Source organism: Pseudomonas sp. FFPRI_1 (assembly GCF_055384485.1).
In genome coordinates this window covers 2204770-2218378 of record NZ_AP029168.1, presented here as the reverse complement: position 1 = coordinate 2218378, position 13609 = coordinate 2204770, and the positions used below count along the sequence as shown (strand labels likewise).

8 protein-coding genes are annotated in these 13609 nt (G+C 65.8%); 2 read left to right on the top strand and 6 right to left on the bottom strand.

Features of this window, described 5'->3' with window-relative positions:
* The first annotated feature begins 129 nt into the window (after positions 1-129).
* Positions 130-2163 (top strand): FUSC family protein, encoded by a 2034-nt coding sequence (locus ACZ5BO_RS10035; protein ID WP_464699506.1) that lies wholly within the window; start codon positions 130-132, stop codon positions 2161-2163.
* A gap of 9 nt (positions 2164-2172) precedes the next feature.
* Here ACZ5BO_RS10035 and ACZ5BO_RS10030 read toward each other — a convergent pair whose 3' ends face one another.
* The 5 genes from ACZ5BO_RS10030 to ACZ5BO_RS10010 all read right to left on the bottom strand — a co-directional run bounded on the left by ACZ5BO_RS10030 (position 2173) and on the right by ACZ5BO_RS10010 (position 11994).
* Positions 2173-3096 carry a DUF808 domain-containing protein gene (locus ACZ5BO_RS10030; RefSeq protein ID WP_464699504.1) on the bottom strand — a complete coding sequence of 308 codons (924 nt, stop codon included), beginning with the start codon at positions 3094-3096 and terminating at the stop codon, positions 2173-2175.
* A 74-nt stretch (positions 3097-3170) separates the two neighbouring features.
* Complete coding sequence (locus ACZ5BO_RS10025; RefSeq protein ID WP_464699502.1) at positions 3171-4628, bottom strand: efflux transporter outer membrane subunit; 1458 nt, start codon at positions 4626-4628, stop codon at positions 3171-3173.
* Positions 4629-4630: 2 nt separating this feature from the next.
* On the bottom strand, positions 4631-7786 hold the full coding sequence (locus ACZ5BO_RS10020) for an efflux RND transporter permease subunit (protein WP_464699500.1): 3156 nt from the start codon (positions 7784-7786) through the stop codon (positions 4631-4633).
* Complete coding sequence (locus ACZ5BO_RS10015; RefSeq protein ID WP_464699498.1) at positions 7776-10856, bottom strand: efflux RND transporter permease subunit; 3081 nt, start codon at positions 10854-10856, stop codon at positions 7776-7778. The genes ACZ5BO_RS10020 and ACZ5BO_RS10015 overlap by 11 nt, the downstream gene beginning before the upstream one ends.
* 10 nt (positions 10857-10866) lie before the next feature.
* Positions 10867-11994, bottom strand: coding sequence for an efflux RND transporter periplasmic adaptor subunit (locus ACZ5BO_RS10010; protein ID WP_025132329.1), 1128 nt, complete (start codon positions 11992-11994; stop codon positions 10867-10869).
* A gap of 274 nt (positions 11995-12268) precedes the next feature.
* Between ACZ5BO_RS10010 and ACZ5BO_RS10005 the strand changes: the two genes are divergently transcribed.
* Positions 12269-12877, top strand: coding sequence for a TetR/AcrR family transcriptional regulator (locus ACZ5BO_RS10005; RefSeq protein WP_025132328.1), 609 nt, complete (start codon positions 12269-12271; stop codon positions 12875-12877).
* A gap of 145 nt (positions 12878-13022) precedes the next feature.
* Here the strand turns inward: ACZ5BO_RS10005 and ACZ5BO_RS10000 are convergent, their stop codons facing one another.
* Complete coding sequence (locus ACZ5BO_RS10000; protein ID WP_464699495.1) at positions 13023-13463, bottom strand: GlcG/HbpS family heme-binding protein; 441 nt, start codon at positions 13461-13463, stop codon at positions 13023-13025.
* Between the last annotated feature and the right edge of the window lie 146 nt (positions 13464-13609).

Here is a 13609-nt window from a genome sequence, read left to right as displayed (position 1 = left end):
CAACCCTCGCGCAAACCGCCATCGCCCGCCACGGCCGGCCCCTGCAACTCCAGCTGAAAAGCCGATTGGCAGGCTTGGAGAAAATAGATACGATGCTAATCATTAGCTAGCTATCTATGTGCTTGAAACATGAAACTACCGTCCTTTCACGTCGCCGATCTCTGGCAGGCACTCTTCGCCCCCGCCCCCTCCGACCTGCTGTTTGCCGCCAGAAACCTGATCGCCGGCGGTCTGGCCCTGTACCTGGCCCTGCGCCTTGATTTCGAACAGCCGCAGTGGGCCCTGACCACCGTGTTCATCGTCAGCCAGTCGAGCAGCGGCATGGTCCTGGCCAAAGGCGCCTACCGCCTGCTGGGAACCCTGGTGGGGGCGGTGGTTTCGATCTTGCTGATTGCCGCCCTGGGCCAGGCGCCGCTGCTGTTCCTGCTGGCCATGGCCCTGTGGCTGGCGTTCTGCACCACTGGCGCCTCGCTGCTGCGCAATCATGCCGCCTATGGCTTCGTTCTGGCCGGCTACACCACCGCGATCATCGCCTTGCCTGCAACGGCTGCACCGCTGCAGGTGTTCGACCAGGCCGTGGCCCGTTGTTCGGAAATCGGCCTGGGGATCATTTGTGCTTCGGTGGCCAGCATCGTGCTGTGGCCACGCCGGATCGAACAGGCGCTGGCCGTCCAGGGCCGTGCGGCCTGGCTCGCCGGACGTCGTGCGGCGGCCTCGGAACTGCTGGGGGAAGACCAGCGCAAGGGCCTGCTGGAAGCCCTGGGACGCATTGTCACCGTGGATGCCCAACGGGATCACGCCTGGTTCGAGGGGCCACAGGGACGGCGGCGCTCCCAGGCCCTGCGGGTCTTGAGCCGCGATTTGCTCGGGCTACTGCGGGCCGCCAGGGGCGTGGCGCGCCAACGGCAGATGCTCGACCCGGAAGATACCCGGCGGGTGGAGCCCTTGATCCGCGCAACGATCCAGGCGTTGGAGGACCAGCAGGCACAGACCTTGTCGCCCCTGGCCCTGCGCCTGGAGCAGGCCTTGGCAGACCGCTCGCTATCAGCCGAAGGCCATCTGTGCCTGGTGCAACTGGCCCAGGTGCTGAACCGCGTGGAACAGAGTGCCGACAGCATCAGTGCGGTGGAACAGGCCCGGGTCCCGCCTGGCGCCCCGGGGGCCCTGTCCTGGCACCGGGACATCGAGCAAGGCGTGCTTGGCGGACTGCGCAGCGCCCTGGCCTTTCTCGCGGTGGCGGCGTTCTGGCTGCTGTCGGCCTGGCCAGCGGGGCTGGGGGCCGTGTCGATCTGCGGGGTGGTGCTGAGCCTGTTTGCCGGTCGTGAGAACCCGGCGGCAGCCTGCCTGAACTTCTTCAAGGGCATCGCCTTGTCGATCCCCGTGGCGGGTTTCGTCGGCCTCGGCCTGCTGCCCGGCTGGAACGGCTTCCCTTTGCTGTGCCTGGGACTGGCGGTGCCGCTGTTCTTCGCCTCGTTGTGCATGAGCCGACCCAAGCTGGCGCCGATAGCCTCGGCGTTCTGCATCTTTTTCGTCAACAATGTCGGGCCCAGCAACCTGATGACCTATGACCTTGGGGCCTTTCTGAACAAGGCCATGGCGACCCTGGTCGGCGTCGGCATCGCCGTGGTGGTGCTGCGCCTGGTCAGCCTCAACCCCGGCGAACATCACTACCGGAGGATGTTCAAGGCTTCGCTGTTCGATCTGGCCCAACTCACCTCACGCCCACCGGAGCAGGCCGAAAGCTGGTTCGGCGGGCGCATGGCCGACCGGCTGATCCGTGTCTCCAGGTATTGGCAGATGCAGCCCGAGCACCGTCGCGGTCACTGGGACAACGGCCTGCTGGGGCTGGACCTGGGGGATGAGTTGCTGCAGTTGCGCAATTGCCTGGACCCCGCACGAGGGCCCCTGGCCGTCGAGCGCGACCAGTACCTGGCACAATTGGCTGCGCTGCTCAGGCACGGCGGCCCGGGGCCGACTCGTACTGAACAGCTGGATTCGGCATCCCAGGCCCTGCTCGCGGCCCTGGCCCGCGACACGGACTTGACCGTGCAGGCCCAGGAGATGGCCCGGGCAGCGATCCTGCAATTGCAGTTCACCTGGCACCGCTGGTGCCAGCAGCAGGCAACGGCGCCAGCGCCCTCCGCGCTGCCGGCGTCGGTCTGAATCGGGCCGTCAGCCGCGTAGCGCGCGCCAGGCCTTGCCTGCCAGCGTCACCACCGCCAGTACCAGCGCCCCGGCGATGACCCCGGCCACCGCGCTGAGCAGGGTCGGCATGATCACCGCTGCCGCGCCAATCGCACCGGCGCTGCGCTCGGCCAGCCCTTCGATCAAATGGTGCACGGCAGGGACGCCGTGGGTCAGGATGCCGCCACCGACCATGAACATCGCCGCGGTGCCGATCACCGACAGGCTCTTCATCATCAGCGGCGCCGCCCGCAGGATAGCCCCGCCCAGGCGCTTGGCCAGAGCCCCGGGCTTGTGCGCCAGCCACAGGCCCAGGTCATCGAGCTTGACGATGCCGGCCACCAGGCCGTAGACGCCGGCGGTCATGACAATTGCAATCCCCGAGAGCACCACCACCTGCTGGGTCAGCGAAGCCCCGGCCACGATGCCCAGGGTGATGGCGATGATTTCGGCGGAAAGAATGAAGTCGGTGCGGATCGCGCCCTTGATCTTGTCCTTCTCAAAGGCCACCAGGTCCACCTGCGGATCGGCCAGTGCCTGCAGTGTTTCACTGTGCCCGGCCGCCTCTTCGGCACTGTGCAGGTATTTGTGCGCCAGCTTCTCGAATCCCTCGAAGCACAGGTATGCACCGCCGATCATCAGCAACGGCGTCACCAGCCAGGGGGCCAGGGCACTGATGGCCAATGCCGCCGGAACCAGGATCAGCTTGTTGCGAAACGAGCCCTTGGCCACGGCCCAGACCACCGGAATCTCGCGCTCGGCGCGCACCCCGGTCACCTGTTGGGCGTTGAGGGCCAGATCATCGCCCAGCACCCCGGCGGTCTTCTTCGCCGCCATCTTGGTCATCAGGGCCACGTCATCGAGTACGGCGGCGATGTCGTCGAGCAAAACCAGCAAACTGCTTCCTGCCATGGACCAGGCTTCCCTAGGTGAATAAAGGCGCGCAGCATAACGCGCCGGGCGCGCCTGACGCGAGATCGACTGCGTCAGGGCGCAACCATCCCCGGCCCCTGCCACCCCCCTCCCAGGCTCTGGATCAGGGCCACGCTGCCCAGGCTCAATTGGCCCTGGGAGTCACGCAGGTTCTGCTCGGCCTGCAGCAGCACCAGTTGCTGGGTCAGCAGGCTCTGAGCGCTGACCGTGCCGGCCTGCAGTTGGGCCTGCTGGCTGCCGAACAGTTGCTGGTTGCGTTGGAAAACCTGCTGATAGGTGTCCACCTGAAGCTGCAGGTGATTGACCGACGACAGCTGGTCCTCGACGTTCTGCAGTGCCGCCAGCACGGTGCCCCGGTAGTTGGCCACATCCTGGTCATAGCTGGCATGGGCCTGTTGCAGCGCCGCTTCCCGGGCGCCACCGTCGAACAACGTGGCCGCCAGCGCCGGACCGAGGCTCCAGATCCGGTTCGGCACCGAGAACAGGCCGCCCAGGGCGCTACCGCGAAAGCCCACTTCAGCGGTCAGGTCCAGGGTCGGGAAAAACGCCGCCTCGGCCACGCCGATCCTGGCGTTGGCTGCAGCGGCCGTGCGCTCCGCCGAGACCACGTCGGGCCGGCGCAGCAGCAGGGTCGAGGGCAGGCTCAGGGGCGGACGGGGCACATGGAAGCGGTAGTCGGCCAGCGGCGCCAGGCTGAACTGTGCCGGCGCCAGGCCGACCAGTACTGCCAGGGCATGCTCGTACTGCTCACGGGAGATCTGCGCCGTCTGCAAGGCCGCCACTACCGAGCTCAGTTGATCCTGGACCAGCAGCAACTGATCGTTGGAGGCGGTGCCCTGAACGTAAGCGGCCTGGGTCATGTCCTGCAGCCGCTGGGTGATCCGCTGCTGCTCCTGCAACAGGCCGATGTCGATGTCCAGGTGCCGCAGGCTCAGGTAATTGCTCGCCACGCTGGCGCTGATCGACAACCGTACCCCGGCCAGCAGCGCATCGGAGGACTGGGCCAGGGCCTGGCTCGATTCGATGCCGCGCCGCACCTGCCCCCACAGGTCCGGTTCCCAGCTGGCTCCCAGGGTGGCGCTGACACTCTGTTCGACACTTCCAGAGCCGCTGCTACTGGTGCTGCCGCTGGTACTGCTGGTGCCACTGCTGCCACCCACGCCGCGCGACCCGGAAAGCCCGGCGCTGATGGTCGGGAACAGCCCGGCGCGACTGGACGCCACCTGGGCCTGGGCCAGCCGGTAGGCGGCCTCGGCGGCAACGATCGACTGGTTGGCGCTGGCCGAACGCTGGACCAGCTCGTTGAGCTGCGGATCCTGATAGGCCAGCCACCATTGGCTGTCCAGGGCGCCCTGGGGGTTGGCCACCGCCCGTTGCCATTGCCCGCCCTCCTTGAAAGTGGTGGGCAGTGTCATGTCCGGTTGTCGATAGTCCGGCCCGACCATGCAGCCGCCCAGCAGCAGGCTGAGCAATGCCGCGCTGCACCATGTTCTGCCCATCTGGCCATGCATGATCATGCCTCCTTGACGACCCGGCCCAGGCGCTGGGACGCCCGGTCGAGCCACAGGTAGATAACAGGCGTGGTGTACAGCGTCAGCACCTGGCTGAGCAGCAAGCCACCGATGATCGAGATCCCCAGCGGGCGGCGCAGCTCCGAGCCGTAGCCGCTGCCCAGCACCAGGGGCAGCGCGCCGAGCATCGCCGCCAGGGTGGTCATCATGATCGGCCGGAAGCGGATCAGGCAGGCCCGGCGGATCGCGTCCTGGGCGCTGAGCCCCTGCTGCTGGCGCTCGGTAATGGCGAAGTCGATCATCATGATGGCGTTCTTCTTGACGATGCCGATCATCATGATGGCGTTCTTCTTGACGATGCCGATCAGCAGAATCACCCCTACCAGGGCAATGATCGACAGCTCGGTGCCTGTCAGCAGCAAGGCGATCAGGGCCCCGAGGCCGGCCGAGGGCAAGGTCGAAAGAATAGTCAGCGGGTGCATCAGGTTTTCGTAGAGGATGCCCAGCACGATGTACACCGAGAGCAAGGCGGCGGCGATCAGCAAGGGTTCGCTGGCCACCGAGGACTGGAACACCTGGGCCGTGCCGGCAAATTGCCCGACCACGCTGGCCGGCATGCACAATTGAGCCACGGCCTGGTCCACCAGGGCAGTGGCCTGGCCGATGGACACCCCCGGCGCCAGGTTGAACGAAGCGGTCACTGCCGGAAAAGTGCCCTGGTGGCTGATGGCAATGGCAGTGCGCTGCACCGACGGTTCGGCCGCCGCCGACAGCGCAATCAGCGTCTGCTGGGCATTGGCGGAAAGGTCCGGGCTGGCGGCCCCGCCCTTGCCCGTGACCACCGCCCCGGGGGGCAGGTAGATCGAGTTCAGGGTCGAGGGATCGGTCCAGTACTGCGGGGCCACCTCCATCACCACGTGGTACTGGTTGGCCGCCCGATAGAGGGTCGAGACCTGACGCTGGCCGAACGCGTCGTAGAGGGTCTGGTCAATGGCCGCCATGCTCACCCCCAGGCGCGAGGCGCTGTCGCGGTTGACCTGGACATTGGCCAGCAGGCTGTTGTCCTGCTGGTCGGTGTTCAGGTCCTTGAGCTGGGGCAGGCCACGCAGCACCGCCACCACCTTGGGCACCCACTGGTCGAGGTCGCTCTGGTCATCGGCGGTCAGGGTGTATTGGTACTGCGCGCCGCTCTGGCGCCCGCCCACGGTGACGTCCTGCACCGACTGCAGGTACAGCCGCGTGCCAGGCATGTCCCCCAGGGTCTGGCGGATCTGCGCGATCACCTGGTCGGCACTGGCATGGCGCTGCTCCAGGGGCTTGAGGGCGATGAACAGTTGCGCACTGTTGATCGCCCCGCCACCGCCGCCCCCACCGACGAAACCGCCGACCGTGGCGACATTGGGGTTGTGCATGACCTTGCGGTTGATCTGCAGAAAATCCTTCTGCATGGCACCGTAGGAAATGCTCTGCGCCGCCAGGATGCTGCCGGACAAGCGACCGGTGTCCTCCTGAGGAAAGAAGCCCTTGGGCACCAGCACATACAAGGCGCCCGCGAGGAAGATCACCAGCAGTGTCACCAGCCCCATCATCCGCGAACGCGCGATGACCCAGCCCAGGGAGCGGTCGTAGAAGCGATGCACCCGCGAGTCCAGGGGCTGGGTGCCTTCGGGCAATAACTCGCGGGTGCGCAACAGCACGCTGGAAAGCATCGGTGTCACCGTCAGGGAAATCAGCATCGAAATGACGATCGACACCGACAGCGACACCGAAAACTCACGGAACAGGCGCCCGACGATGCCGCCCATCAACAGCAGCGGAATGAACACCGCCACCAGCGACACGCTGATGCTCAGCACCGTGAAGCCCACCTCCCGGGCCCCGGCCAGCGCCGCCTGCAACCGCGACTCGCCGCGTTCCAGGTGGCGCATGATGTTTTCCACCACGACGATGGCATCGTCCACCACGAAGCCGGTGGAAATGGTCAGGGCCATCAGCGACAGGTTGTTCAGGCTGTAGCCGAGGAAATACATGGCGCCGAAGGTGCCCAGCAGCGACAGCGGCACCACGATGGCCGGCACCAGGGTGCTGCGCCAGTCGCGGAAAAAGGCGAGGGTCACCAAGGTCACCAGCACGATCGAGGCGATCAGGCTCAGCTCCACATCCCGCAACGAAGCGCGGATGGTGGTGGTGCGGTCCATCAGCACGTTGAGGTGGATCGAGGCGGGGATCGAGGCCTGGAGGAACGGCAGCTCGGCCTTCACCGCGTCCACGGTGTCGATGACGTTGGCCCCCGGCTGCTTGAAGATCACCAGCAGCACCGCCGGCTTGCCGTTGAACAGGCCGAAGTTGCGCAGGTCCTCGACGTCCTCGCGCACGTAGCCCAGGTCAGCGATGCGCACCAGGCTGCCATTGCTCTGCTTGACCACCAGGTCGGCATAGTCGCCGGTCGCGTAGAGCTGGTCGTTGGCGCTCAGCACATGGTTCTGCTGGCCAAGGGTGATCGCCCCCTTGGGCAGGTTGACGTTGGCCGCGGCGATCACCTGCCGCACCTGTTCCAGGCTGACCCCGTAATGGTTGAGCCGGTCCGGGTTGAGCTCGACCCGCACCGCCGGCAAGGCCCCACCGCCGACGGTCACGTCACCAACCCCGCGGGTCTGCAGCAGACGCTGCTCCAGCAGGGTCGAGGCGACGTCGTACATCTGCCCCGGCGTGGCACTGTCCGACGTCAGGCTGATGATCAGGATCGGCGAGTCGGCCGGGTTGACCTTGCGATAGGTGGGGTTGCCCGACAGGTCGCTGGGCAGGTTGCTGCGCGCGGCATTGATCGCCGCCTGCACGTCCCGGGCGGCACCGTCGATGTCGCGGTTGAGGTCGAACTGCAGGTTGATCCGGGTCGCCCCCAGGGTGCTCGAAGAGGTCATCTGGGTGACCCCGGCGATCTGCCCGAACTGGCGTTCCAGGGGCGTGGCCACCGAGCTGGCCACGGTATGCGGATCAGCCCCGGGCAGCGAGGCGCGCACGCTGATGGTGGGAAAATCCACCTCCGGCAGCGGCGCCACCGGCAACAGGTTGAAGGCCAGGATGCCGAACAGCGCCAGCCCGGCCGCCAGCAGGGTGGTGGCGATCGGACGCTGGATGAACGGCGCGCTAAGGTTCATCGCCGTTCCCCTGCCCGCCCGTGCGCCGCCCCTTCAAACGCTGCCCCAGGCCGTGCATGGCCAGGAAGATCACCGGCGTGGAAAACAGCGTCAGCAGTTGGCTCAGGAGCAAGCCGCCAATGATTGCGATCCCCAGGGGATGCCGCAGCTCCGAGCCGATCCCGGTGCCCAGCGCCAGGGGCACCGCACCGAACAGCGAGGCCATGCTGGTCATCAGGATCGGCCGGAAGCGCAGTTCCGCCGCCTGGCGAATCGCCGCCTGGGGCGTGAGGCCACCCTTGCGCTCCAGCTCCAGGGCGAAGTCCACCATCATGATGCCGTTCTTCATGACGATACCGATCAGTAGCACGATGCCGATCAGGCCGATGATGTCGAACTGGGTGCCGGTGATCAGCAGCGCCAGCAACGCGCCCAGGGCTGCCGAGAGCAGGGTCGAGAGGATGGTCACCGGGTGCACGAAGCTCTCGTAGAGGATCCCCAGCATCAGGTAGACCACGACGATCGCTGCCAGCACCAGGAACACCTGGTTCGACAGCGACGCTTCGAAGGTCGCCGCCGCGCCTTCCAGCGAGGCTTGCACCGAGGCCGGCAAGCCCACCTGGGCTTCGATCTGCCGCAGTCGGTTCACCGCCGCGCCCAGGGTCTGGCCGGAGGCCAGGTTGAACGAGACATCGGCATAGGGAAACTGCCCCAGGCGGTTGATGGTCAGGGGCGCACGCTGCACCTGCTGAGTGATCATGCTCGACAGCGGAGCCACCCCGCCGCCGGGAATGTTCACATAGAGGCCGGTCAGCAGGTCCGCCAGGTTGCGCGGCGGGCGGTCGGTGGCCATGACCACGTGGTACTGGTTGAGCTGGGTGTAGAGGGTCGACACCTGGCGCTGGCCGAAGGCGTCGTAGAGCACATCGTCGATGGCCTGGGGCGTCACGCCCAGGCGCGAGGCGGTGGCGCGGTCGATGTTCAGCTGGATCTGGTTGCCGAACTGCATGGCCTGGCTTTGCACGTCGCTGAACATCGGGTCCTGCTTCAGCGCGACAAGCATCTTGCCGGTCCACTGCTCCAGCAGGTCCGCGTCGGTGGCCTGCAGGCCCAAGCGATAGCTGGTGGTGGAGACGGTGGCATCCAGGGTCAGGTCCTGGACCCCGTGCAGGTACAGGCGGATGCCGGCGTCGTCGGCATTGCCATCGGCCAGCCGGCGGATCACCGCCGCGCTGCTGTCGCGCTGATTCCGAGGCTTGAGGTTGATCAGCAGGTTGCCCTGGTTCAAGGTCGGGTTGGTCTGGTCGATGCCGACGAACGACGACAGGCTCTGCACCGCCGGATCCTTGAGGATTCGCGCCGCCAGGCGCTGCTGCTGTTCCTGCATCTGCTGGAAGGAAATGCTCGGCGCGGCCTGGGAAATCCCCTGGATCAGCCCGGTGTCCTGTTCGGGAAAAAAGCCCTTGGGCATCAGCACCAGGGTCAACAGCGTCAACACCGCGGTCAGCACCACCGAAAGCAGGGTCAGGGTGCGATGGGCCAGCACCCAGTCCAGGCCGCGCACATAGTGCTGGTTGACGCGGTCAAAAAAATCCGCCCGGCGCTCGCCCTGGCGGTGCTTGAGCATGCGCGCGCACATCATCGGGGTCAGGGTCAGGGAAATCAGCGCCGAAATCACGATGGTCACCGCCACGGTCATGGCGAACTCGCGAAACAGCCGCCCCACCACATCGCCCATGAACAGCAGCGGGATCATCACCGCGATCAGCGCCACCGACAGCGAGATGATGGTGAAGCCGATCTGCTCGGCCCCCTTGAGCGCCGCCTGCAACGGCGGATCACCGGCCTCGAGGTAACGGGTGATGTTCTCGATCATGACGATGGCGTCGTCGACCACAAAACCGATGGCGATGGTGAGCGCCATCAAGGTCAAATTGTTCAGGGAAAATCCCAGGGCATAGGCCACCGCCAGGGTGCCCACCAGGGTCAGGGGTACGGTCACTGCCGGGATCACTGTGGCCGCAACGTTGCGCAGGAACAGGAAGATCACCAGCACCACCAGCAGCACCGCCACCGCCAGCTCGAACTGCACATCCACCACCGAGGCACGAATGGTCTGGGTCCGATCGGTGAGCACCTCGACCTTGAGGGTGCCCGGCAGGCTGGCCCGCAGCTTGGGCAGCAGTTGCTGGACCCGGTCCACCACCTCGATGACATTGGCCCCGGGCTGGCGCTGGATGTTCAGGACGATCGACGGGGTGCTGTTGGTCCAGGCCGCCTGGCGCGGGTTCTCCGGCCCCTGCACCGAACTGGCGATCTGCGCCAGGCGAATCGGCGCGCCATTCTTGTAGGCGATCACCAGGTCACGGTACTCGTCCGCCGACTGCAGCTGATCGTTGGCACCAATGGAGTACGCCTGGTAGCGGCCGTCGATATTGCCCTTGGCCTGGTTGACGTTGGCCGTGCCCAGCAGCGTGCGCAGGTCATCCAGGGACAGGCCGAGATTGTTCAACGCCGAAGTGTTGGCCTCGACCCGCACGGCCGGGCGCTGGCCACCGCTGATGGTCACCAGGCCGACCCCGGAGATCTGCGAGATTTTCTGCGCCAGGCGGGTGTCCGCCAGGTCCTCGACCTTGGTCAGGGGCAGCACGTCGGAGGTCAGGGACAGGGTCAGCACTGGCGCATCCGCCGGGTTGACCTTGCTGTACACCGGCGGGTACGGCAGGTTGCTCGGCAGGAAGGTCCCGGCCGCATTGATCGCCGCCTGCACCTCCTGTTCGGCCACATCCAGGGACAGGGCCAGGTCGAACTGCAGGGTCACCACCGAGGCACCATTGGAACTGCTGGAGCCCATGGACTTGAGCCCCGGCATCTCGCCGAGCTGGCGCTCCAGGGGCGCGGTGATCGAGGAACTGATCACCTCCGGGCTTGCCCCCGGGTACTGGGTGTAGACCTGGATGGTCGGGTAATCCACCTCGGGCAGGGCCGACACCGACAACAGGTGATAACCGAGCATCCCCAGCAACAGCACGGCCACCATCAGCAAGGTGGTGGCCACCGGGCGCTGGATAAAGGGACGCGAGACGTTCATCGGCGGCTCCTTATTGGGCGACGACCTTTACCGCCGAACCGTCATCGAGCTTGTCCGCCCCCTCGGTGATCACCTGCTCGCCGGCCTTGAGCCCGGAATCGAGGATCGCGGTGACATCGCCACTGGCGGGACCGGCCTTGATGTGGCGCAGGCTGGCCTTGCTCCCGGCCACGACAAACACGAAATCACCCTGGCTGCCATGCTGGATCGCCCGGGTCGGCACCACCGGCACCTGAGCCAGGGTGTCGGCCTTGAGCCTGGCGTTGACGAACTGATTGGGGAACAGGCGCCGGCCCGCGCCATCGAAGCGCGCCTTGACGTTGATGGTCCCGGTGCTGGTGTTGACCTGGTTGTCCAGCGCCAACAGGCTGCCGGTGGCCAGCAGATCGTGCTTGTTGCGGTCGTAGGCCAGCACCGGTACCGGCCCCCTGGCCACAGCCTGGCTGATCGTCCCGAGGTCATCCTCGGGCACCGCGAACACCACGTTGGCCGGCTCCATCTGGGTAATCACCACGATCCCGGTGGTACTGCTGGAGCTCACGTAGTTGCCTGGGTCCACCAGGCGCAGGCCGGCCACGCCCTCCACCGGGGAGGTGATGGTGCAGTAGCTCAATTGCACTTCGAGGTTCTGCACACTGCCCTGGTCGGCGGCCACGGTTCCCGCCTGTTGCTGCACCGTCGACACCTGGGTATCCAGGGTCTGCTGGCTGACCGAGCCGGCCTTGATCAGCTCGCGATAACGGGCCAGGTCGCGCCGCGCGTTGTCCAGCAGCGCCTGGTCATGGGCGAGCACGCCCCGGGCCTGGGCCAGTTGCGCCTTGAGCGTACGATCGTCGATCCGCGCGATCACCTGGCCCTTGTGCACCTGTTGACCTTCATTGAATTCGACGCTGGCCAGGATGCCGTCGACCTGAGTGATCACCGTCACACTGCGGGTGGGGGTCACCGTGCCCAGGGCATCGATATACACCGGCACATCCTGCAACTGCACCGCCACCGCCACCACCGGTTCGGCGGAGGACGGAGCCTTGGCCGGATGCCGTGAGGCGGACAGGAAGAACCAGAGACCGCCGGCCAGCGCCAGCAGTATCAGAGCGGTGATGAGCAGAGTGGTGTTGCTTCGCCTGTTCTTGTTCACGACTCAGCACCCGATCCAAGCCTGATTGAACCCTGGTGAATGGCGAACCGAGCCCATTGCCGCGAGGGCTCCACAGGCCAGCGACCCGAGCAGTGTCTTGAACTCTAGCAGCCGCCTTTTACACCGCTGAAGACGTTGCATTGTTGTTCAGCTCGGTGACAGGCAAATGCGCCGAAGTGCAGGCAAACCGGGGCTGCCCCGGCATTCTTGAGCCCCGCGCAACGCCGGTGCTACCATGCGCAACCGCCCGAACAGGCAAGGAATCCTCTGGTTTATGAGCACCATCCGCGAGCGCAATAAAGAACTGATCCTGCGGGCCGCCAGTGAAGAGTTTGCCGACAAGGGCTTTGCGGCGACCAAGACCAGCGACATCGCCGCCAAGGCCGGGTTGCCCAAGCCCAACGTCTACTACTACTTCAAGTCCAAGGAAAACCTCTACCGCGAGGTGCTGGAAAGCATCATCGAGCCGATTCTCCAGGCCTCCACCCCGTTCAATGCCGACGGTGTGCCCAGCGAAGTGCTCAGCGGCTACATTCGCTCGAAGATCCGCATCTCCCGCGACCTGCCGTTCGCCTCCAAGGTATTCGCCAGCGAGATCATGCACGGCGCCCCGCACCTGAGCCCGGACCAGGTGGAACAGCTCAACGCCCAGGCCAAGCACAATATCGAATGCATCCAGACCTGGATCGACCGCGGGCAGATCGCCCCGCTCGACCCCAACCACCTGATGTTCAGCATCTGGGCCGCGACCCAGACCTACGCCGACTTCGACTGGCAGATCTCGGTGGTCACCGGCAAGACCAAGCTCGACGAAGACGACTACGAGGCCGCCGCGCAGACCATCATCCGCCTGGTGCTCAAGGGCTGTGAGCCGGACCGCTGAGAACCGGGCCACTCCAGCCTTCCTTCGATTGAGCACTGGCGCAGGCGGCGAACCTGCGCAGCGCTCGTGGCGAACGCCCTGCCCCCAAAGCCCCTTCGAGCCTTGTTGAGCGGGTGTCGCCCGAGCCTTGGCCGCCCGTGCCGGGTCAGGCAGCGACGCCGGCGTCGGCCTTCAGGCCCTGGGCCTCGATAGCGCTGATGGCGCACTGTTCATCAATGTCCGACGTATCCCCGCTGATGCCGATCGCCCCGATCACCAGCCCCGCCTGATCCCGAATCAATACCCCGCCCGGCGCCGGCACCACGCTGCCCTGCCCCAGACCGTTCAACGCACCGATGAACGCCGGACGCTGCTGTGCATCCAGAGCCAGCAGGCGCGAGCCCTTGCCCAGGGCAACCGCGCCCCAGGCCTTGCCGATGGCGATCTGCGGCCGCAGCAGGCTGGCGCCATCTTCCCGTTGCAGGGTCACCAGGTGCCCGCCGGCATCCAGTACTGCGATGGTCAACGGAGCCGCACTGATCTTGCGCCCTGCACTGATGGCCTGGTTGGCCAGGTTGATTGCGACTTTCAAGGTTAAAGCGCTCATGGGTGCCGTCCTTATCTTGTTATTGAGAAAGCCTGGGGAAGCTTCTTGTAGGAGAAGTCCGATACAACAAATAGAACACAATGAATTTATTTTTTGTATACAATAATTCGCGAAAGGCAGTCCCTGCGACAAAAGGACGCCGGTTT

Coding starts and splice junctions, on each gene's coding strand:
- ACZ5BO_RS10035 (WP_464699506.1), top strand. CDS start 130: ATGAAACTACCGTCCTTTCACGTCGCCGATCTCTGGCAGGCACTCTTC.
- ACZ5BO_RS10030 (WP_464699504.1), bottom strand. CDS start 3,096: ATGGCAGGAAGCAGTTTGCTGGTTTTGCTCGACGACATCGCCGCCGTA.
- ACZ5BO_RS10025 (WP_464699502.1), bottom strand. CDS start 4,628: ATGCATGGCCAGATGGGCAGAACATGGTGCAGCGCGGCATTGCTCAGC.
- ACZ5BO_RS10020 (WP_464699500.1), bottom strand. CDS start 7,786: ATGAACCTTAGCGCGCCGTTCATCCAGCGTCCGATCGCCACCACCCTG.
- ACZ5BO_RS10015 (WP_464699498.1), bottom strand. CDS start 10,856: ATGAACGTCTCGCGTCCCTTTATCCAGCGCCCGGTGGCCACCACCTTG.
- ACZ5BO_RS10005 (WP_025132328.1), top strand. CDS start 12,269: ATGAGCACCATCCGCGAGCGCAATAAAGAACTGATCCTGCGGGCCGCC.
- ACZ5BO_RS10000 (WP_464699495.1), bottom strand. CDS start 13,463: ATGAGCGCTTTAACCTTGAAAGTCGCAATCAACCTGGCCAACCAGGCC.